This window comes from Stenotrophomonas aracearum (assembly GCF_031834615.1).
GTDB classification, from domain to species: Bacteria; Pseudomonadota; Gammaproteobacteria; order Xanthomonadales; family Xanthomonadaceae; genus Stenotrophomonas; species Stenotrophomonas aracearum.
Map to the genome: position 1 here is coordinate 3,203,856 of NZ_CP115543.1, position 20,493 is coordinate 3,224,348.

Genomic DNA, 20,493 nt, shown 5'->3' on the forward strand with positions numbered 1-20,493 from the left:
TGAATCGGCCGTTCAGGCAGGGGTGCGCACGCACCGCGTTGCCGGTAAGGTGGCGCCCATGTCTGCCGGTGGCCTGCTCCTGCGCGTGGTCTTGATGCTCAGCCTGTTGCTCAACGGGCTGAACGCGGCCATGGCCGGGCCCATGGTGCTGGAGATGGCGCAGGCGCCCGCCGTGCAGCAGGCTGCCGCGCCGCCCTGCCATGGCGAAAGCCACGCGGCCCTGCCCACTGCCCCCACCGGGACCGACGACGCCCAGGCCCGTGAAGATAGCGAGCACTGCAAGATCAAGGACTGCCTGCGCAATTGTGCCCAGCAGCCCAGCCTGACCGCGCAGATCGCCTGGCTTCCGATCCCGCCGCCGTTGTTCCAGGCGCCGTTGCCGGTCGCGCAGTCCAGCCTGCCCAGCCTGCCGCTGGATCGCATCACCCGCCCTCCCATCGCCTGAGCGCGCGTTCACCACGAACGCCTGCGTAACGCGATGCCGTGCTGATGCACGCGCGTCCTTTCGGCACCTGCGCGTGCCCTTTGGATCCGGAGTTGCAATGTCCCACCCCTCTTTCCCCGGCGCGGGCGCCCCGCCGCTGCCGTCGCGGCGCCTGTTCGTGCAGGGCCTGGCCGCTGGCGGCGTGGTCGCCGGCCTGGCTAGTGCCACCCTGCCGTCGCGTGCACTGGCCAATGCCGGCCCACGCGTGGCCACCGCCCCGCAGGTCCTCACCGGCGAGCAGTTCCAGCTCAGCATTGGTGAATCGCTGGCCAATTTCACCGGGCGCACCCGTCCGGCGATCACTGTCAACGGCAGCCTGCCCGCGCCGATCCTGCGCTGGCGCGAAGGCGACACCGTCAACGTGCGCGTGGCCAACACGCTGCAGGGCCACCCGACCTCGATCCACTGGCACGGCATCCTGCTGCCGGCCAACATGGACGGCGTGCCGGGCCTGAGCTTCAACGGCATCGCCCCGGGCGAGGCCTACCAGTACCGCTTCACCCTGAAGCAGTCCGGCACCTATTGGTACCACAGCCATTCCATGTTCCAGGAACAGGCCGGGCTGTACGGCGCGCTGATCATCGACCCGCTTCAGCCGGCGCCGTACCGGTACGACCGTGAACACGTGATCCTGCTCTCGGACTGGACCGACATGGACCCCGGCGCGCTGTTCCGGCGCATGAAGAAGCTGGCCGAGCACGACAACTACTACAAGCGCACCCTGCCCGACTTCCTGCGCGACGTGCGCCGCGACGGCTGGTCCGCCGCCACCGCCGACCGTGGCATGTGGGGCCGGATGCGGATGACGCCGACCGACATCTCCGACATCAACGCGCACACCTACACCTACCTGCTCAACGGCACCACGCCGGCAGGCAACTGGACCGGGCTGTTCCGCAGCGGCGAAAAGGTCCTGCTGCGCTTCATCAACGGCGGCTCGATGACCTACTTCGACGTGCGCATTCCCGGATTGAAGATGACCGTGGTTGCCGCCGACGGCCAGTACATCCACCCGGTCAGCATCGACGAGTTCCGCATCGCCCCGGCCGAAACCTTCGACGTGATCGTCGAGCCCACCGGCCAGGACGCGTTCACCCTTTTCTGCCAGGACATGGGCCGCACCGGCTACGCCGCCGGCACGCTGGCCGTGCGCCACGGCCTGCAGGCGCCGATCCCCGCGCGCGACCCGCGCCCGCTGCTGACGATGAGCGACATGGGCCACGACATGGGCCACGACATGAAAGGCATGGAAGGCGGCTGCGGCGCGAACATGGGCCACGCCGGTCACGGCAGCGCGCAGGGTAGCAGCAAGGCGCCGCGCCACCCCGCCAGCGAACAAGGCAACCCGCTGGTCGACATGCAGAGCATGGCCACCGAGCCCAAGCTGGACGACCCCGGCATCGGGCTGCGCGACAACGGCCGCCAGGTGCTGACCTACGGCGCCATGCGCAGCCTGTTCGAGGATCCCGACGGTCGCGAACCGTCGCGCGAAGTAGAACTGCACCTCACCGGGCACATGGAGAAGTTCAGCTGGTCGTTCGACGGCATTCCCTTCGCCAGCGCCGAACCGCTGCGCCTGAACTACGGCGAGCGCATGCGCATCGTGCTGGTCAACGACACCATGATGCAGCACCCCATCCACCTGCACGGGGTGTGGAGCGACCTGGAAAACGCCGCCGGCGACTTCCACCTGCGCAAGCACACCATCGACATGCCGCCCGGCACCCGCCGCAGCTACCGCGTGCGCGCCGACGCACTCGGCCGCTGGGCCTACCACTGCCACCTGCTGTACCACATGGAAGCGGGCATGATGCGCGAAGTGAGGATTGAAGAATGAGCACGATTCGATTCCTCACCCCGCAGGTGCTGAGCGCTGCGCTGCTGGTTGCGCTGGCAGCGCCGGCATGGGCGCAGTCGCACAACCATGGCGAAGCTGCATCGCAGGATTCGCAGGAACCGGTCGACCATTCGAAGATGGACCACGCTGCGATGGACCATTCCACGATGGACCATTCGAAAATGGACCATGCCGCCATGGGTCACGCGGTTGCCCCCTCCACGCCGCGCGAACCCATTCCGGCCGTCACCGACGCCGATCGCGCCGCCGCGTTTCCGCCCATTGACCACGGCGCGATGGAACACGCACCGGAGATCCACAGCCTGCTGCTGGTCAACCGCCTGGAACACTGGGACGGCCAGCACGGCAGCGGCCAGGCATGGGAAGCCAGCGGCTGGGTCGGCGGCAACATCAACCGCCTGTGGCTGCGCAGCGAAGGCGAACGCAGCGGCGGTCGCACCGGATCGTCTGACCTGGAAGTGCTGTACGGGCGCAGTGTGTCGCCATGGTGGGACGTACTGGTAGGCGTGAAGCAGGATTTCCGGCCAGCGGACTCCCGCACCTGGGCCGCACTCGGCATCCAGGGCCTGGCACCCTACAAGTTCGAAACCTCCGCCACTGCGTACGTCGGCGACGGCGGGCAACTGGCGGCCACCCTGGAGGTCGAGTACGAACTGCTGCTCACCAACCGCCTGATCCTGCAGCCGCTGGTGGAAGCCACGCTCGCCGCCAAGGACGAACCGGAGCACGGCATGGGCTCGGGCCTGAACAAGGTGGAGGCCGGCCTGCGCCTGCGCTACGAGTTCAGCCGCCGCTTCGCGCCCTACATCGGCATCACCCACGAGCGCCTGTTCGGCGAAACGGCGGACTACCACCAGGCCGCAGGCGAACACATCCGAGACACCCGCTGGGTAGCCGGCGTCCGGCTCTGGTTCTAAATCAGGATAGGGGTAGAGCCACGCCCTGCGTGGCTTCGCGGTGCCGGATCAACCTAAACTCCTGCACCGCGCCCCAAAATTTCCCATGACCACAACCATCCGCCGCGCAACCCCGGCTGACGCCGAGATTCTTTCCGCACTCGCCATCGCCACGTACACCGAAACCTTCGGCGACTCCTACCCGCCGGAGGATCTCGCCGCGTTCCTGCACGCGCACTACTCCCCCGAACCGCAACGGACGGAACTCGAAGACCCACGCACCGCCGCTTGGCTGCTGTTCGACGACGACCACCCCATCGGCTACCTCGCCGCAGGCCCCAACACCCTTACGCACGCAGACGTGCAGGAAGGCGACATCGAACTAAAACGGCTGTACGTGTTGGCCAGCCATCAAAGCGGCGGCCACGGCGCCCGCCTGATGGACGCCTTCCTGGCATGGCTGGACCAGCCGCAGCGGCGCACCCTGTGGGTCGGGGTATGGTCGGAGAACTACGGCGCGCAGCGCTTCTACGCACGCTATGGGTGCCACAAGGTAGGCACCTATGAATTCCCGGTGGGCGACAGCCGCGACCTGGAATTCATCCTGCGCCGGCCCTGATCAGGACCGGCGCGGACACCGCCGCAGCGGTCAGAAATCGAACAGGTCCGACAGGAAGCTTTCTTTCTTCTTCTTGCGATACCCATGGCCATCGCCATGGTGCTGCTGGCCCAGGTGGCGGGTATCGCGATGCTGCATGTACTCCTGCTGCGGCGGCGGCGCGGCCGCACGAGCCGGCGCCGGTGCAGCGGCACCCACCGAGCGCTCGATGATCTTGTCCAGCTCGCCGCGGTCCAGCCACACGCCCCGGCACTGAGGGCAGTAATCGATTTCGATGCCCTGGCGCTCGGACATCACCAGCGCTTGGGTCGTACAGACGGGGCATTGCATCGGTTTTGGCTCCATTCGGGGTCAGAAAGCGACTGTACCGTGGCCTACCTGACCGGTTGGCAACAACGCCACGAATGCGCAACACCATTTGCACGGCCCGCTCACCTTCGCCTCCCCATACTGCCGCGCCACTCCACCCGTCCTGCCAGGGAAATCCGCGTCATGCTGTTGTCCAAGCGCCATGTAGAACCGCGCGTGCTGTTGATCGAAGACACCGAAGACACCCGCGAACTGAGCCGCATGGCGCTGGAAAGCCAAGCCTGCGAAGTGGCTGCGGTCAGCACCGCCGAAGCCGCACTCGGCCTGCTCCAGGCCGGCGAGCGCTTCGACCTGGTGTTCACCGACGTCTGCCTGGGCGGCCTGAGCGGCATCGAGGCCGCCCACCGCATCCGCCAGCAGTTCCCCAGCCTGCCCGTGCTGGTCACCTCCGGCCTGCAGCCGGACCGGGTCACCCCGCAGCTGGCCCCGGGCATCCACTTCCTGCCCAAGCCGTACACCATGAGCGAACTGCTGGACGCCATCCGCGCCTGCTTCGGCGACCACGAGGTCGACCGCGCCGCCTGAGGCGGTTTCATCAGGATTTCATCAAGGGCTGCGCATCGTGGCGGTGACACCATGCCACCCGCCACCCTTGCCGGACTCCCCGAACATGCAGACCCGATTGCTGCTGGGCACTCCCTTGTTGTTGCTGGCCACCCTCACTGACGCGCGCGCCGATGACTTCGTCACCTGCGAAAGCCGCGACAACCGCTACCAGTCCTGTTCATTGCCGTACGCCGGCTACGTAACCCTGGACCGAAAGCTCTCCGGCGCAGATTGCCGCCAGGGCCGCAGCTGGGATTACGACCGCCGCAATGTGTGGGTCGACGACGGCTGCCGCGCCTCGTTCCGGGTCAGCAACAACGACCGGCATAATGACCACGACGACGGCAACCACGATGCCAAGGTGGCCGCTGGCGTACTGATTGGCGCCGCGATCCTCGGTGCACTGGTGCACAACGCCAACAAGGACGACCAGCGCTACGACGACGACAACTACCAGGGCGCACGCCACAACTCCTACGTGCCGCAGTGGATGGTCGGGGAATTCGAAGGCTACAAACCGATGTACAACGCCGACATCCGCATGCGGATCGAATCCGATGGCCGCATGAGCGCGCAGGCCCGCGGCCAGAACCTGTCCGGCTGGGTCAACGGCGGCCAGCTCAACGTCGGCAACAGCGTCTTCGACATCAGCCAGAGCCGCGACGGCTTCGTCACCACCGAAGTGGGCGATCGCCAAAACGAAGTGCGTTACCACCGCATACGCTGAGTGGCGCGCTCCGGACGTGGAGCCGGGCTCTGCCCGGCTCCACGGTGAAGGTTCAGCCCCCGACCTTGCAGCTCAACCGCGTGCCGTAGAAGTCCAGCGTCGCCTCGCCCTGGTGTTCCCAGAACTCCACGCCCTCGCGCGTATAGCGAGCGCCACTGGCGGACGGCGCAGCAAACGTAATCGCCTGGTCGCGCCCCAACCGGACCACCGCAACCTGCGGGTCCAGTTCGTTGTGGAATACCACCGACAAAGGCTTGCTGGCATCGTCACAGGTGTACTGCACCGCCTTCGCGGCCGGCGCCGATGACGAGGACAGGCGCAGCTCCACGATACGGGTCTGGTAGGACTCGACCAGGCACCGGTTGGCATCTACCGCCTGCCAGCAGGCATCACGGCCCTTGATCCAGCCGCGCTGCTCGGCGGCAATGTCCAGCTCGCCCGGACCGGTCTGCGCAGCCTTGTACAACGCGGCCAGCTCGCGATCCAGCGCCGACAAACGGGCGTCACCGCAGACCGCCTTCTCCGCATCGGACGCGGCCTTCGCGCAATCGAAAGACGGGCCTTGCCCAGCGGCCGCAGCGCTAGGCGTTTCAGTAGTCGCCACCGGCTTCGGCGACTCATTGGTCGGTGCAGCGGGCGCCGGGGCCACCGGATCGGTCGGCGCGGGCTTACAGGCCGCCAGCGCGAGCGCGCCCAGGCCGATCAGGACAAAACGATTCATGGCAGCTCCACTGCAGTCAAAACGGACCAAGCTAGTGTGCGCCAACTGGCGCCGAAGCGGCGTATAGAGCCGACGCCCCGAAAGCTGTCACCCCCGCCGGTAGAGCCACGCCTTGCGTGGCTGTAATCCCACCGACCCACGTGCAACCTACGGTCCTGCCAGACCCCAGGGCCATTTGCGCCATCTCGCCCGAAACGTGCCCTTTCGGCAATTCGACCGTGCACCACTGCTCGCAGCCGGTTTGACGATCTGCAGCGACGTCAGATGCGTCAGCCCTTGTTTCCGACGTTGCACGCGAGCGCCACCATCCGCAGCACACCGTGACCTGCGGCATGCGATTCCGGAAGACAGTGGATGAGTCATCGACATGAGGGTGAGCCAAGCCCTGCAGAAACCTCCGTCACCAGCGCGGGGCTCGCGCGCCCGCTACTCGGCATTCAGGTGCTGCGCGCTGCTGCAGCCCTTGCGGTCGTCATCTATCACATGGTGCACGCCGAAGATGTGCATGGAGGCGGAGTCTCTGTACTCGGCGGCCCCGCACACTTCGGATACGCCGGCGTTGACGTCTTCTTCGTCATCTCTGGCTTCATCGTGGCCACGATAACGGCTGGAAAGCTTGGCAACGCAAAGTACGCCGTTGAGTTCATGTGTCGTCGCGCCGTACGAATTGTGCCCCTGTACTGGCTGTGCACCCTGGCAATCGCCGCCGTGCTCACACTTCATCCAAACGCATTAAGCAGCGAGTTCGAGAACAAGAGCCTGCTTGACTCGCTGCTCATGATTCCACAAGCAGGCGGACCGCTACTTGCCGTCGGATGGACCCTGAGCTACGAAATCTTCTTTTACGCAATGGCCGCACTCGGTCTGGCGTTCGGTTCGCGAGCAGCAATTCACAAGGCGCTCCTGGGCTGGGCACTCGTGCTCCCTTTTCTGCAGGCAGTCCCAGCCACTGGCCCATGGATATCACTGCTGACCAGCCCTCTCAGCATCGAGTTCATCGCAGGGGCGCTGGCCGGGCTTCACTGGCGGAGGTTGCCGAGCATATTGGCGTTACCCGCAATAGCCTCAGGGATTGCCTGGATGATTGCCGCGGGATTTCTTCTGTTGGACGTTCCCGGGCATGGTCACTCCGATGGAGTACGGACGCTAGCGTTCGGACTCCCAGCAACGCTTCTGATAGCGGGGCTAGCTAGGTTGGAGGCTGACGGAAAGGCTGTTGCGCCAAAACTCCTTGTGCAACTTGGCGATGCATCCTACTCGCTCTATCTGACCCATCTGTTTGTGCTGTCTCTGGTCGCCCGTCTCGGATCAGGCTTGGACGTAACTGGAACAGTCACCGGAAACACGATGCTCCTCATCATTACGTTCATTGCGTCCTGGATAACGGCGCTGACAGTACACAAGTACGTCGAGAAGCCGCTGATGAAGATCGGCAACCACGTCATGCAGACTCGGATCCGTAAACGATGCACAAATTAACTGCGCCCTCCATTCTCAGCCCGAAAGTCATTGCGAACTCGGATTCACTCGCCCAACGCTTCAATCTCGCAGCGCCCTTTCCGCACATCGTTATGGACGACTTCTTCGCACAGGAATTTGCGGAAAGGCTGTCGACCGAGTTTCCTGCGTTTGAGCGGGGCAACCATGTGGGCGACAACGGTTTGCCCGGCGGCAAGTCCACGCTTGAGAAAATCCGTGACCTGGGGCCAGCGTATCGGCAACTGGACGAAACAATCAAATCCCCGGCTTTCCTCGAGCTTCTGTCAAAGATCACCGGGATCGGTGGCCTCCTATACGACCCGTGGTACCTAGGCGGCGGGACCCACGAGAACCACACGGGAATGAGCCTGGATCCCCACGTGGACTTCAACTACCACCCGAGCGAGCGCTGGCACCGGCGACTGAACCTGCTGGTGTACCTCAACCGAGACTGGGACGAGCACTGGGGCGGCTGCTTCGAGTTGTTTTCCGACCCGCATGCATCGCCTCAACCCGAGGTGTCCATACCACCCGCGTTCAACCGCTGCGTCATCTTCGAAACGTCCGAACGCTCCTGGCATGGCTTCAACGCGATCCAGCTGCCAGCCGACCAGGCAAATCGCAGCAGGCGGTCGATTGCGCTTTACTTCTACACAAGAGACCGACCGCAGGATGAGATTGCCGACCGACACACTACCTTGTACGTGAAGCGCCAGTTGCCGGAACGCATTGCCGCTGGCCGAGTGCTTGATGGCGCTGATGTCAGTGAGCTTCAGAGCCTGATCCGGCAGCGGGACGACCACATACGCTCGCTCTATGCCGAGAACACCGCCCTGCGCAAAGCACAGGACCAGGGGCTCACCGGCCACCTGCTGTATCTGGCCAAACGCGCATTCGTGCGCTTTCGTCGCTAAGGAGCTACTGAATGGATCCCGCAACGCTGGTGGCACAGCTCACGTCCCGCGCTGAGCTGGCGTCGGTCCTGCCACCATACGAAAGGGTGGTCGGACTTGCGCACGCGCAGCAGATACTGGCTTCTGCGCTAACGTCCCGCATGGCACCCATCGCATCCGCAAGCAAGCGGGACCTGGCGATTGGCGACTTGGTTGCTGCCATCACCCATCAACGCGCACTGGCGCATTCAACCACCACCGTCTTTGGCTACGAGCTCCAAGCCGCAGGACATCGTGTCGATGCCGCCTTGGCCGCATTGGCTACCTGCCCTTCTCATCCAAATCCACAAAAAAGGCGCCCATCGGGCGCCTAAGTCGTTGATGCAATTGGTGGGCCGTGATGGATTCGAACCATCGACCAAAAGATTAAAAGTCTTCTGCTCTACCGACTGAGCTAACGGCCCATTGCATGCCCCGACTTCGCGCCGGGGGTGCGCATTCTAACCCATCTTGCGCCGCAGGCGTACCCCAGCGCGTCGCGATCAGGCGTAGCGGGTGGGGTCCGGCACGCCGGCGTCGGCGAAGCCCTGGGCGCGCAGGCGGCAGGCGTCGCAGTGGCCGCAGGCCGCACCCGTGTCGTCGGCGTTGTAGCAGGAGACGGTGAGGCCGAAGTCCACGCCCAGGCGCACGCCTTCACGCACGATGTCGGCCTTGCTCAGGAACTGCAGCGGGGCGTGCACCTGGATGCCCGCCCCTTCCACGCCGGCCTTGGTCGCCAGGTTGGCCAGGGTCTGGAAGGCGCTGATGAACTCGGGGCGGCAGTCCGGGTAGCCGGAGTAGTCCACCGCGTTGACGCCGCAGAAGATGTCGTTGGCGCCCAGCACTTCGGCCCAGCCGAGTGCGACCGAAAGCATGATGGTGTTGCGGGCCGGCACGTAGGTGACCGGGATGCCCTCGCCGCCCGCTTCGGGCACGTCGATGTCGTCGGTCAGGGCCGAGCCGCCGATGCTGCGCAGGTCGACGTTGACGGTCTTGTGCGCGGCCACGCCCAGCGCTTTGGCCACCGCGGCGGCGGCGTCCAGTTCGGAGGTGTGGCGCTGGCCGTAGCGGACGCTCAGGGCGTGCACGGCGAAGCCCTGCTCGCGGGCCATGGCGACGACGGCGGCGGAATCCATGCCGCCGGACAGGAGGACAACTGCGTTCTTCATGAGGGTGTTTCCGGTGGGTTGCGGGAAAGCCAGCACGCTGTCCCGCGCCGGTACATCAGGGGCGTTCGAACGGGCTCAGCGGCCCGGCTCGTCGTCCCACAGAAGCTTGTGCAGCTGCATCTGGAAGCGTACGGGCAAGCGGTCTTCGACGATCCAGTCGGCCAGCTCGCGCGGCGTGACCTGGCCCTTGCTGGGCGAGAACAGCACCATGCTGCGCTCGTTCAAGCGGTGCTCGCGTACCATCGCGCGTGCCCATTCGTAGTCGTCGCGGCTGCACAGCACGAACTTGATCTGGTCGCGGCGGGTCAGCAGCGGCAGGTTTTCCAGCCGGTTGCGCGCCATCTCGCCGGAGCCGGGCGTCTTGAGGTCGACCACGCGAGAGACGCGCGGGTCCACGCCGCTGACATCCAGTGCGCCCGAGGTCTCCAGCGAGACGTCCATGCCGGCCTCGCACAGCTTCTCCAGCAGCACCAGGCAGCGCTTCTGCGCCAGCGGCTCGCCACCGGTCACGCAGACGTGCTGCACGCCCTGGGCCAGCACCTCGGCCACGATCGCGTCGATGTCCCACCAGGTGCCGCCGTGGAAGGCGTAGGCGGTGTCGCAGTAGGTGCAGCGCAGCGGGCAGCCGGTCAGGCGCACGAACACGGTCGGCCAGCCGGCGGCATCGGCTTCGCCCTGCAGCGAGGTGAAGATCTCGGTGATCTTCAGGCGCGGCAGCGGGGATTGCACGATCTCGCTCGGGGTGGCGACGGCGTCGGGCGTAGTGGTGGTCATGATGGGAATCAGAGAATGCGTGTGTCGGAAACGACAGCAGCCACGCAGGGCGTGGCTCTACCGGGGTGTGGCGTCCGTGGTTCAGGCCGATCGCGTCGGTGCCAACGGGGAATTATACCGGCCTGGGCCGGGGGCTGCCTCAGCGGATCTGCTGGCCGAGGCGGATGGCCTGCAGGCGGTCCTGCGCGGTGCGCGCGGCGTCCGAGCCGGGATAGGTGTTGACGACCTGCTCCAGGGTGGCCTGGGCTTCGTCGATCCTGCCTTCGCCATACTGCGAAAGACCGACCTTCAGCAGGCCACCAGAGGCCTTGTCGTGGGTCGGGTAGCGCGCCAGGAGGTCGCGGAACTGCGCCTCGGCGAGCGGGAAATTGCGGGTGGCGTAGTAGCTTTCACCCAGCCAGTACAGGGCATTGGGGGTGTAGACGCCGTTCGGGTACAGCTCCAGGAAGCTCAGGAACAGCTGCGCGGAGTCGTCGTACCTGCCGGCCTTGAGCGAATCGAAGGCGACATTGTAGGCAGTGCGCTCGTCGCCGCTGGCGGCCAGGCTGCCCGGGTCGCCGTGTACGGAAGGCGGCCGCTCGGTGGCGGCCGCTGCCGGTACGGCGGGCTTGGGTGCAGCAGCGGGTGCATTCGGGGCCGGAGCGGCCGGCAGAATCGGGGCGCTGCCCCCTTCAATACGGTTCAGACGCCCGTCCAGGTCCAAATACTGGTCCTGCGAGGTCTGCTTCAACTGGGCGTTTTCGTGCTGGAGCTGCTCGACGGTGCTCTGCAGCTGCTGCATCTGCTGACGCAGCTGGGTGACCTGGTTCAACAGATCCTGGTTGGAACTGTTGTTGTAGGCCTGCTGTTCGAGCGCGCCAACGCGGTCGGCCAGGCTCTGTCGCTGGGCCTGCGCCGGTGCGGCAGCCACGAGGGCTGCCGCAACGACCAGCATCAAGGTTTTGATGCCAATGCGCATGGATTACTGCGCGGTGTAGACGATTTCGACGCGACGGTTCTGCGACCAGCAACCTTCGTTCGACTCGGTGCAGACCGGACGCTCTTCACCGTAGGACACGACGGTGATCTGGCTGGCCGAACCACCGTTGGCCTGCAGAGCCGAGGACACGGCATTGCCACGACGCTCGCCCAGGGCCTGGTTGTACGCGCGCGAACCGCGCTCGTCGGTGTGGCCCTGCAGGGTCATGCGGGCCGACGGACGGTCACGCAGGTACTTGGCGTGGCAGGCCATCTGGGCCTGGAACTCCGGCTTGATCGCTTCCTGGTCCAGGTCGAACAGCACAACGCGCTGGCGCAGGCAGGCGTCGGTGTCCAGGTCGCCCGGGCCGTACAGGCCGGAGGTCGACGGGCCGGTCGGCTGGGTGGTGCTGCCGGTGTCAACCGGAGCTTCCGGAGCTTCCTTGACCTTCTTGGAGCAACCGGCCAGGACGGCCACGGACAACAGGGAGACAAGCAAAACGCGGGAGGTCTTGTTCATGAAATACCTTTGAGGCTCCTAAAGCCGGATGTGGGATGAATACGTGCGGATCTTAACACTCTGTTAGCGCTTTGTACGGTATGGCGACCACGAAGGTTCGCGAACGTCACCGTCGGCCAGCACCAGGCGCTGGCGGACGCGCGCATCAGCCGACACCGCATACAGCACGCCACGGCCACCTTCGCGGGCGGCGTACAGCACCATGCTCGCGTTCGGCGCGAAGGTCGGGGACTCATCCAGCGAGCCCGGCGACAGCGTGCTCCAGCGCGGGGAACCCAGGCTGCTGTCCATCATCGCGATCTTGTAGGTGTTGCCGCTGCCCTGGGCCACGACCAGCTTCTTGCCGTCGTAGGAGATGCTCGGGGTGGCGTTGTAGTTGCCCTGGAAGGTCACGCGCGAGGCGCTGCCACCGGTGGAGGGCACCTGGTAGATCTGCGGGCGGCCGCCACGGTCGGAGGTGAAGTAGACGCTGGAACCGTCTGCGCTCCAGGTCGGCTCGGTGTCGATGGCGAAGTGGTTGGTGAGCTGGGTGAGCTGCTTGCTGCCCAGGTCCATCACGTAGATTTCCGGGTTGCCGCTGCGCGACAGCGACAGGGCCAGGCGGCGGCCGTCCGGGGAGAACGAGGGGGCGCTGTTGATGCCGCGGAAGCTGGTGACCAGCTCACGGGCGCCGGTGGAGATGTTCTGGATGTAGATCGCCGAATTGCCACGCTCGAAGCTGACATAGGCCAGGCGGTTGCCGTCCGGGCTCCACGACGGCGACAGCAGCGGCTCGGCCGAGCGGACGATGGTCTGCGGGTTGAAGCCGTCTGAGTCGGCCACCATCAGCGCGTAGCGCATGGCATCGCCCTTGCCGCTGGCGGTGACGTAGGCGATCCGGGTCCAGAAGGCGCCGCGAACGCCGGTGATCTTCTCGTAGATGGCGTCGGCCATCTGGTGGGCGACGTCGCGCATGGCATTGCCACGGGCGGTCATGGCCAGGCCGAGCAGGCGCTCGCCCTTGGGCACGTCGTACAGCTCGTACTCGACCCGGTAGGCGCCGGCGCCGCCGTCCATGACCCGGCCGACCACGATGTAGTTCTGCTTCAGCGCGCGCCAGGTGGCGAACTGGATCTCGCTGCCACGGGTCGGCTTTTCAACGATCTGGGCTTCCGGCAGGGTGCGGAACTGGCCCGAACGCTCCAGGTCGGCGCGTACCACCGAGGCCACGTCGGTCTGCGGCGCGGCGGCCGAGCCCTGGTAGGGCATGGGGACCACGGTGATGGGCAGCGCGGAGGCGTTGCCGCCGATGATGTCGATATCCAGGCCCCTCTGCTGCGCAACGGCGGCAAAAGGCAGCAACAACAAGACCGCGAACACGGCAAACCAGCGAGGCATCTTCTTCATGGGCGCTCTATTGGGGGAAAAACCAGAACGAGGGATATCAGCACGGCGGTGAACCGTTTCGCAATGATGAACCAACCGGGTGTGAAATCCGAGTGGTCGCGGCGCTGGATATCACGGCTTGTTAACGAAACCGCCCGGGACGTCAGTCCTGGGCGGTAAACGTAAAGTTGAGCTGGCGCGCGAATACGGTCTCGAAACCGCGGTACGGCAACGGCTGCGCGTTGAGCACGGCTGCTTCGATCGAGCGTCGGCCGGCCTCGTCGAACGGGCAGTCCGGGCTGACCTTGGCCGAGCTGACGTTGCCGCCCGGCAGCTGCACGATTTCAATTTTGCAGCGCTGGCCGAACGGCACGTTGTCCGGACGGGTCCACGACGCCAGTACCTTCTGCTGGATGGCGGCCGCGTACTTGGCACGCAGGTCGTCGCTGGTGCCGCCGCCACCGGCGGCCGGCTGCGCCGCACCGGTGGCCCCTGCGGTGGACTGCCCGGTGGCCGCGCGCGCGGCGGCCAGCTGGCGCAGCTTCTGCTCGGCCAGCTTGGCTTCCTTCTCGGCGGCCTCGCGGCGGCTGCGGATCTCGGCGATCTTCTTCTGGCGCTCGGCTTCAGCCTTGACGTCGTTGGCCTTCTGTTCCTGCTCGGCCAGCTTCTTCTTCTGCGCGGCCTCTTCCTGCTGCTTGGCCAGGCGCAGCTTCTGCTCGGCTTCTTCCACGCGCTTGCGCTCGGTCAGGTCGATCTGCTCCTGGCGGCGCTTGGCTTCCTGTTCCTGCTTGGCCTTCTCGGCCGAGATCGACATCGCGTTGACCGCGGCCTGGTCGACCGTGTCCGGCTGGGCGATGCGTTCCTGGGCATTCTGCTGCTGCGGGGTCGGCGCGTCCTGCGGGCGCGGCTCGGGCAGCGGCTGCGGCGGCGGCACGGTGTCTTCCTCCACCGGAATCGGCTCGGCCACCGGTTCTGGCAGGTCGGGCAGTTTTTCCGAGGCGCGCAGCGCCTGGCGGGCAGCGGCAGCCTCCGAAGCGCTCAGCTGCAGGCTGGCTTCAATCGCCGGGTCGCCTGCTGCCGCTTCGGTGGAACGCTGCGGCGACCACAGCCACGCGGCGATGAACACCAGCGCCAGCAGCAGATGCACGAGGATCGCCAGCGCGATCGGCAGACCCCACTGTTCCTCGGGCTGGCGCTGCGGGGGCAGGACGTCAGTTTGCATCGGTCGCCAGACCCACCTTTTCCACGTTGGCGCGCTTGATCACGTCCATGGCGGCCACGACCTTTTCATAGGCCACGGCCTTGTCGGCAGCGACGATCACGCGCAGGTTCTTGTCCTGCGCGGCCATCGCGCCAAGCTTGGCCTGGAGTTCGGCGGCCTCCATCGGCGCCGGCTCTTTGGCTTCGGGCAGCTTCAGGCTCAGCTGGCCGTCCAGGCGGACCGAGACGATCACCGGGTCCTGCTTGCTTTCCAGGGCCTTGGCCTGCGAGCTGGGCAGGTCCACTTCAAAGCTCAGGGTGAGCAGCGGCGCGGTGACCATGAAGATGATCAGCAGCACCAGCATGACGTCGATGTACGGCACGACGTTGATTTCGGATTTGAGCTTGCGGCGCTTGCGGCGGCCGATGGCAGCGGTCATGGCAGAGTCCTTGTGCTGGGCGCTTACTCGTCGCCTGCGGACTGGCGCTGCAGGATCGAGCTGAACTCTTCGGCGAAGGTTTCAAAGCGGACTGACAGGCGCTCGACGCGGGTGGTGAAGCGGTTGTAGGCCCACACCGCCGGAATGGCCACGAACAGGCCGATGGCGGTGGCGAACAGCGCTTCGGAAATACCCGGGGCGACCGAGGCGATACCGGCCTGCTCGCCGCTGTTGATCATGTCATGCATGGTCACCATGATGCCGAACACGGTGCCGACCAGGCCCACGTACGGGGCGGTGGAACCGATGTTGGCCAGCAGCTCCAGGCTGCGCTCCATCTGGTCCACTTCGCGGGTGTAGGTGGTGCGCATGGCGCGCTGGGCGCCTTCGAGCTGGGCGCGGCCGTCCAGGCGGCGCTTGTCGCGCAGGCGGGTGAATTCGCGGAAGCCGGCTTCGAAGATCGCCTCCAGCCCGCCCACCTTGCGGTTGCGGTCGGTGGCGGCGCTGTACAGCTTGCCCAGGTCCGCACCGGACCAGAAGCGGCTTTCGAACTCGTCGGCCTCGCGGTTGGCGGCGTTGAACACGCGCGCCTTGCGGAAGATGATCACCCAGCTGATGAACGAGCCGACCAGCAGCAGCAGCACGATGATCTTCACCGGCAGGCTGGCCTTGATCATCAGGTCCAGGTAATTGATGCCACCGCCGTGCGCGGCCTGGGCGACGGTCTGCGACGCGGCGCTGGTGACTTCCTGCGGCAGCGCTTCGACCACCGTGGCCTGCAGGGCCAAAAGCATTGCGATCATCCGTTGTTCCTCAATATGCGGCTGTTTGAATAACGTGGGGTTTCAGCGCGGCGTGGAGAGCATCGTCCATGCCGCGCGGCTTGAATGTGGAGGCGTCCAATGCCGCGATCTTCACCTGCGCGGTCAGCAGCGTTTCATCGCCGCGACACACCGCCTGTTCGAACACCATGCTGGCGCGCTTGCACTGCACCAGCGTGGCGGTCACCAGCAGCGCGTCGTCCAGCCGCGCCGGTTTCAGGAACTCCAGGGTCATCGACCGGACCGCGAACACCAGGCCATGCTCGGTGCGGGTGCGTTCCTGGCCATACCCCAGCGCCCGCATCCATTCGGTGCGTGCCCGTTCCATGAAGGCCACGTAGCGGGCGTGGTAGACCACGCCGCCAGCGTCGGTATCTTCCCAATATATGCGTGTCGGCCAACTGAACCGCGCGTCAACCGGCATCGGGGACCTCCGCGAACAGGTCGGCCGGCGGGTTCTTCGGCTTCAGGCCCAGGTGGCGGTACGCCTTGTGGGTGGCCATGCGGCCGCGCGCGGTGCGCACCAGGAAGCCCTGCTGGATCAGGTAGGGTTCGACCACATCTTCCAGCGTGCCGCGCTCCTCGGAAAGGGCTGCGGCCATCGACTCCACGCCGACCGGGCCGCCGTCGAAATAGTCGATCAGGGTGCGCAGCATGCGCCGGTCAAGGTCGTCGAAGCCTTCCGGGTCGACCTTCAGCATCTGCATGGCGGCCTGCGCCACGTCCTGGTCGATGTGCCCGTTGGCCTTGACCTGGGCGTAGTCGCGCACGCGGCGCAGCAGGCGGTTGGCGATACGCGGGGTGCCGCGCGAACGGCGTGCGATTTCCGCCGCGCCTTCGGCGGTGCAGTCGATGCCGAGGATCGCCGCCGAGCGCCGGACGATCTTCGTCAGCTCCTCGGGGGTGTAGAACTCCAGCCGGTGCACGATGCCGAAGCGGTCGCGCAGCGGCGCGGTCAGCAGGCCGGCACGGGTGGTGGCGCCGATCAGGGTGAACGGCGGCAGGTCGATCTTGATCGAGCGCGCCGCAGGGCCCTCGCCGATCATGATGTCGATCTGGAAATCTTCCATCGCCGGGTACAGCACTTCTTCCACCACCGGCGACAGGCGGTGGATTTCGTCCACGAACAGCACGTCGTGGGGCTGCAGGTTGGTGAGCAGCGCGGCCAGGTCGCCGGCCTTTTCGATCACCGGCCCGGAGGTGACCCGCAGCGCCACGCCCAGCTCGTTGGCGATCACGTGGCTCAGGGTGGTCTTGCCCAGGCCGGGCGGCCCGAAGATCAGCACATGGTCCAGCGCATCGCCACGGGCCTTGGCCGCTTCGATGTAGATCGACAGCTGCTCGCGCACGGGCGCCTGGCCAAGGTAGTCGGCCATGCGCTTGGGGCGGATGCTGGCGTCGGTGGTGTCATCCTCGCGGGTGGCACCGGCGCCAATGATGCGGTCGTCGGTCATTTCCCGATTATGAGGCAAAAAGACGCGAATTCGACGTAGTGCCGGCCGCCGGCCGGCTCCCCGTCAAATTTCGACCTGCGCGCCCAATTCCACGAGACGATTCCCCGGAATCCGGAAGAACCCGGTCGCCGGTGCCGCGTTCCGGTGCATCAGCGCGAACAGCTTGTCGCGCCAGATCGGCATGCCGCGGTTGGCGGTGGCTACGATGGTCTCGCGGCTGGCGAAGAAGGTGGTGTCCATCGGGTCGAAGTAGATCCCGCCGCGGTCGCACGAGCGCATCAGCGCCAGCGGCACGTCCGGGGTCTCCATGAAGCCGAAACGCACGAACACGCGGTAGAACTCATCGCCCACCGACTCGATCTTCAACCGCTGGCCTTCCATCGCGTAGGGAATGGGCAGGGTCTCCACGTGCAGGAACACGTTGCGCTCGTGCAGCACCTTGTTGTGCTTGAGGTTGTGCATCAGCGCATGCGGGGCCACCGAGGGGTCGGCGGTGAGGAACACCGCGGTGCCCGGCACGCGCACCGGCGGGGCCAGCATCAGCCCCGGCAGGAACGTATCCAGGCGGATGCCGTCCTTGCGGATCTCATCGCGCAGCAGCTCGCGGCCACGCCGCCAGGTGCGCATCATGGTGAACAGCACGATGCCCAGCACCACCGGGAACCAGGCGCCCTGCAGCAGCTTGGCGCCGTTGGCGATCACGAAACCCAGGTCGATGATGAAGAACACCACGCACAGCGGAATGATCCAGTAGCGCGAGGTCGGCCACAGCGCGCGCGCCACCAGCACCAGCAGCAGGGTGTCGATCAGCATGGTCGCCGACACCGAGATGCCGTAGGCCACCGCCAGGTTGGACGAACTGCGGAAGGCCAGCACCAGGCCGATGACCATGACCGCGATGCCCCAGTTGATGCCCGGGATGTAGATCTGGCCGATGGTGTCGTGCGAGGTATGGGTGATCCGCATGCGCGGGATGTAACCCAGCTGCATGGCCTGGCGCGAGACCGAGAACGCGCCGGTGATCACCGACTGCGAGGCGATCACCGCCGCCATGGTGGCCAGGATGATCATCGGGTACAGCGCCCAGTCCGGCACCGCCTCGAAGAACGGGTTCTTCACCGCGCCGGGGTCGTTGAGCACCAGCGCGCCCTGCCCCAGGTAGTTCAACACCAGGCACGGCAGCACGAAGAAGTACCAGGCGTGGCGGATGGGCTTGGCGCCGAAGTGGCCCATGTCTGCATACAGCGCCTCGCCACCGGTCACCGCCAGCACCACCGCGCCGAGGATGAAGATGCCGTGCCAGCCGTGGTCCATGAAGAAGCGCACCGCCCAGATCGGGTTGAAGGCCTTCAGCACTTCCGGGGCGTCAACGATGTTCCAGATGCCGATCGCAGCCAGCGAAACGAACCATACCGAGGTGATCGGCCCGAACGCCTTGCCGATCTTCTCGGTGCCGAAACGCTGCGCGGCGAACACCAGCAGCAGCACCACCACGGTGATCGGCACGATGAACGCATGCAGCCCGGGCGCGGCCACTTCCAGGCCCTCCACCGCGCCGAGTACGGAGATGGCCGGGGTGATCACCCCGTCGCCGAAGAACAGCGAGGCGCCGAAGATGCCCAGGATGCCGACCACGTAGGCCGAGCGCGAGCCGTTGCGCATGGTGCGCTGGGTCAGCGCCATCAGCGCCATGATGCCGCCCTCGCCGTCGTTGTCGGCGCGCATGATGATGGTGACGTACTTCAGCGTCACCACCAGCATCAGCGCCCAGAAAGCTAGCGAGAGCACACCCAGCACCGTGTCATGGTTGCCGACCAGGCCGTAGTGCTCGGAGAAGGCTTCCTTCAGGGTGTACAGCGGACTGGTGCCGATGTCGCCGAACACCACGCCGATCGCACCGACCATGAGGGCCAGGCCGCCGGCGGCCGGCGCATGGCCGTGCCCGGCGTGGCCGCTGTCGTGCTGGGAGGAAGAGGTGGACATGGAACTCCGGACAGGCGTCAGTCGATGGGGAGGAAGGCCGGCGCGCTCAGCGCAGCGCGGCCTGCAGGGCCTTGCGGATCACGGTGGCGACATCGTCGCCCTCGCTGTTGGCATCGCGCGCCATGCGCGCCGCTTCCGCCGGCTTGTACCCCAGCTGCTGCAGCGCCACGGTGGCTTCGGACACCGGGTCGGTGGCCATCGCACCGGCAATCGGCGCGCCGCCCCCGCTGAAATTGGCCGCGCGGTCGCGCAGCTCCAGCACCATGCGTTCGGCGGTCTTCTTGCCGATGCCGGGAATGCGGGTCAGCGCAGTGATGTCGCCGGCCTGCACCATGCGTGCGAACTCGTCCACGCTCACGCCCGACAGCACCGCCAGCGCGATCTTCGCACCGATCCCGCTGACCTTCTGCACGTCGCGGAACAGGCGGCGCTCGCCCTCGCGCAGGAAGCCGTACAGCGAGACGCTGTCTTCCTTCTGCGCGTAGTGGGTGAACAGGATCACCTCGCGGCCCAGGTCGGGCAGGTCGTAGAAGGTGCTCATCGGCGCCTCCAGCTCATAACCGACCCCGTTGACGTCGATCAGCAGCCACGGCGGCGCCTTGTACGCCACGATCCCACGCAGACGACCAATCATGCAGATGTCCTCATTTCCGGCTCCAGGCCTGGCGGGCGTTGACCCCCAGGCGCTGCGCCGTCGCCCGTACATGGGCATGGGTGATGGCCACGGCCAACGCGTCGGCGGCGTCGGCCTGCAGCTTGGCTTTCAGGTTGAGCATAAGCCCGACCATGTGTTGGACCTGTTGCTTTTCCGCCGCGCCGCGCCCGACCACCGCCAGCTTGATCTCGCTGGCCGCGTATTCGTGCACCGGCAGGTCGCGCATGACCACCGCCGAGATCGCCGCGCCGCGCGCCTGGCCGAGCTTCAGCGCCGAGTCCGGGTTGCGCGCCATGAACACCTTCTCGATGGCCACTTCGTGCGGGCGGTATTCCTCCACCAGCGCATTGAGCCCCAGCACCAGCAGCTTCATCCGCTGCGGGAAGTCGTCCGCGCCCAGCAGCACCAGCGGCAGGTGGTGCACGTGCACCACTTTGCCGGACGGGTCGACGTCAATGATGCCGACCCCGGTCCGCTGCGAACCGGGGTCGATGCCGAGGATGCGGATCATGCCGGGCTACGCC

At 66.2% G+C, this 20,493-nt stretch carries 24 protein-coding genes and 1 tRNA gene; 9 read left to right on the plus strand and 16 right to left on the minus strand.

Annotation, left to right across the window (positions count from 1 at the left end; genetic code table 11):
- The first annotated feature begins 58 nt into the window (after positions 1–58).
- The 4 genes from PDM28_RS14540 to PDM28_RS14555 all read left to right on the plus strand — a co-directional run bounded on the left by PDM28_RS14540 (position 59) and on the right by PDM28_RS14555 (position 3,857).
- Positions 59–445, plus strand: a complete 387-nt coding sequence (locus PDM28_RS14540; RefSeq protein ID WP_311182577.1) for a CopL family metal-binding regulatory protein — start codon at positions 59–61, stop codon at positions 443–445.
- 97 nt (positions 446–542) lie between these two features.
- Positions 543–2,321: a copper resistance system multicopper oxidase gene (locus tag PDM28_RS14545; protein ID WP_311182578.1), complete on the plus strand. Its 1,779-nt coding sequence runs from the start codon at positions 543–545 to the stop codon at positions 2,319–2,321.
- Entirely contained in the window at positions 2,318–3,259 is a 942-nt protein-coding gene (locus PDM28_RS14550; protein WP_311182579.1) for a copper resistance protein B, read from the plus strand. The genes PDM28_RS14545 and PDM28_RS14550 overlap by 4 nt, the downstream gene beginning before the upstream one ends.
- An 85-nt stretch (positions 3,260–3,344) precedes the next feature.
- Positions 3,345–3,857 (plus strand): GNAT family N-acetyltransferase, encoded by a 513-nt coding sequence (locus tag PDM28_RS14555; RefSeq protein WP_311182580.1) that lies wholly within the window; start codon positions 3,345–3,347, stop codon positions 3,855–3,857.
- A gap of 30 nt (positions 3,858–3,887) precedes the next feature.
- On the opposite strand, the gene PDM28_RS14560 is transcribed toward PDM28_RS14555, so the two are convergent.
- On the minus strand, positions 3,888–4,187 hold the full coding sequence (locus PDM28_RS14560) for a TFIIB-type zinc ribbon-containing protein (protein ID WP_311182581.1): 300 nt from the start codon (positions 4,185–4,187) through the stop codon (positions 3,888–3,890).
- 162 nt (positions 4,188–4,349) lie between these two features.
- Between PDM28_RS14560 and PDM28_RS14565 the strand changes: the two genes are divergently transcribed.
- Positions 4,350–4,751 (plus strand): response regulator, encoded by a 402-nt coding sequence (locus PDM28_RS14565; RefSeq protein WP_102945330.1) that lies wholly within the window; start codon positions 4,350–4,352, stop codon positions 4,749–4,751.
- Between the two features lie 85 nt (positions 4,752–4,836).
- Positions 4,837–5,499, plus strand: a complete 663-nt coding sequence (locus PDM28_RS14570) for a DUF3011 domain-containing protein (RefSeq protein ID WP_311182582.1) — start codon at positions 4,837–4,839, stop codon at positions 5,497–5,499.
- A gap of 52 nt (positions 5,500–5,551) precedes the next feature.
- Here PDM28_RS14570 and PDM28_RS14575 read toward each other — a convergent pair whose 3' ends face one another.
- Positions 5,552–6,220: an MliC family protein gene (locus PDM28_RS14575; RefSeq protein WP_102945328.1), complete on the minus strand. Its 669-nt coding sequence runs from the start codon at positions 6,218–6,220 to the stop codon at positions 5,552–5,554.
- Between the two features lie 354 nt (positions 6,221–6,574).
- Between PDM28_RS14575 and PDM28_RS14580 the strand changes: the two genes are divergently transcribed.
- From PDM28_RS14580 to PDM28_RS14590, 3 genes are read left to right on the plus strand one after another with little or no spacing between them, the layout of a single operon-like run.
- Positions 6,575–7,699: an acyltransferase family protein gene (locus PDM28_RS14580; RefSeq protein ID WP_311182583.1), complete on the plus strand. Its 1,125-nt coding sequence runs from the start codon at positions 6,575–6,577 to the stop codon at positions 7,697–7,699.
- Positions 7,687–8,613 (plus strand): 2OG-Fe(II) oxygenase, encoded by a 927-nt coding sequence (locus tag PDM28_RS14585; protein WP_311182584.1) that lies wholly within the window; start codon positions 7,687–7,689, stop codon positions 8,611–8,613. The genes PDM28_RS14580 and PDM28_RS14585 overlap by 13 nt, the downstream gene beginning before the upstream one ends.
- 11 nt (positions 8,614–8,624) lie before the next feature.
- A complete protein-coding gene (locus PDM28_RS14590; protein ID WP_311182585.1) occupies positions 8,625–8,966 on the plus strand; it encodes a hypothetical protein in 342 nt (113 codons plus the stop codon).
- A gap of 14 nt (positions 8,967–8,980) precedes the next feature.
- On the opposite strand, the gene PDM28_RS14595 is transcribed toward PDM28_RS14590, so the two are convergent.
- The 14 genes from PDM28_RS14595 to ruvC form a co-directional block, all read right to left on the minus strand.
- A tRNA-Lys gene (locus PDM28_RS14595) sits at positions 8,981–9,056 on the minus strand.
- A 78-nt stretch (positions 9,057–9,134) separates the two neighbouring features.
- A complete protein-coding gene (queC, locus tag PDM28_RS14600) occupies positions 9,135–9,800 on the minus strand; it encodes a 7-cyano-7-deazaguanine synthase QueC (RefSeq protein WP_102945263.1) in 666 nt (221 codons plus the stop codon).
- A gap of 75 nt (positions 9,801–9,875) precedes the next feature.
- The gene (gene queE, locus PDM28_RS14605; protein ID WP_311182586.1) at positions 9,876–10,574 is read right to left on the minus strand and encodes a 7-carboxy-7-deazaguanine synthase QueE; all 699 of its coding nucleotides are present in this window, start codon (positions 10,572–10,574) and stop codon (positions 9,876–9,878) included.
- 139 nt (positions 10,575–10,713) lie between these two features.
- Positions 10,714–11,526, minus strand: a complete 813-nt coding sequence (gene ybgF, locus PDM28_RS14610) for a tol-pal system protein YbgF (RefSeq protein WP_425507670.1) — start codon at positions 11,524–11,526, stop codon at positions 10,714–10,716.
- Positions 11,527–11,535: 9 nt separating this feature from the next.
- Complete coding sequence (gene pal / locus PDM28_RS14615) at positions 11,536–12,051, minus strand: peptidoglycan-associated lipoprotein Pal (protein WP_070206984.1); 516 nt, start codon at positions 12,049–12,051, stop codon at positions 11,536–11,538.
- Positions 12,052–12,114: 63 nt separating this feature from the next.
- Entirely contained in the window at positions 12,115–13,437 is a 1,323-nt protein-coding gene (gene tolB / locus PDM28_RS14620; protein ID WP_311182588.1) for a Tol-Pal system beta propeller repeat protein TolB, read from the minus strand.
- A 142-nt stretch (positions 13,438–13,579) separates the two neighbouring features.
- Positions 13,580–14,638 carry a cell envelope integrity protein TolA gene (tolA, locus tag PDM28_RS14625; RefSeq protein WP_070206987.1) on the minus strand — a complete coding sequence of 353 codons (1,059 nt, stop codon included), beginning with the start codon at positions 14,636–14,638 and terminating at the stop codon, positions 13,580–13,582.
- Positions 14,628–15,056: a protein TolR gene (tolR, locus tag PDM28_RS14630; protein WP_311182589.1), complete on the minus strand. Its 429-nt coding sequence runs from the start codon at positions 15,054–15,056 to the stop codon at positions 14,628–14,630. Before tolR ends, tolA begins: the two co-directional genes overlap by 11 nt.
- A gap of 23 nt (positions 15,057–15,079) precedes the next feature.
- Entirely contained in the window at positions 15,080–15,859 is a 780-nt protein-coding gene (gene tolQ, locus PDM28_RS14635; RefSeq protein WP_102945257.1) for a protein TolQ, read from the minus strand.
- Between the two features lie 10 nt (positions 15,860–15,869).
- Positions 15,870–16,301 (minus strand): tol-pal system-associated acyl-CoA thioesterase, encoded by a 432-nt coding sequence (gene ybgC, locus PDM28_RS14640; RefSeq protein ID WP_102945256.1) that lies wholly within the window; start codon positions 16,299–16,301, stop codon positions 15,870–15,872.
- Complete coding sequence (ruvB, locus tag PDM28_RS14645) at positions 16,291–17,331, minus strand: Holliday junction branch migration DNA helicase RuvB (RefSeq protein ID WP_070206991.1); 1,041 nt, start codon at positions 17,329–17,331, stop codon at positions 16,291–16,293. The genes ybgC and ruvB overlap by 11 nt, the downstream gene beginning before the upstream one ends.
- A 63-nt stretch (positions 17,332–17,394) precedes the next feature.
- The gene (locus tag PDM28_RS14650; RefSeq protein ID WP_102945255.1) at positions 17,395–19,314 is read right to left on the minus strand and encodes a potassium transporter Kup; all 1,920 of its coding nucleotides are present in this window, start codon (positions 19,312–19,314) and stop codon (positions 17,395–17,397) included.
- A gap of 46 nt (positions 19,315–19,360) precedes the next feature.
- Positions 19,361–19,948: a Holliday junction branch migration protein RuvA gene (ruvA, locus tag PDM28_RS14655; RefSeq protein WP_102945254.1), complete on the minus strand. Its 588-nt coding sequence runs from the start codon at positions 19,946–19,948 to the stop codon at positions 19,361–19,363.
- A 10-nt stretch (positions 19,949–19,958) separates the two neighbouring features.
- Complete coding sequence (ruvC, locus tag PDM28_RS14660; RefSeq protein ID WP_311182590.1) at positions 19,959–20,480, minus strand: crossover junction endodeoxyribonuclease RuvC; 522 nt, start codon at positions 20,478–20,480, stop codon at positions 19,959–19,961.
- Between the last annotated feature and the right edge of the window lie 13 nt (positions 20,481–20,493).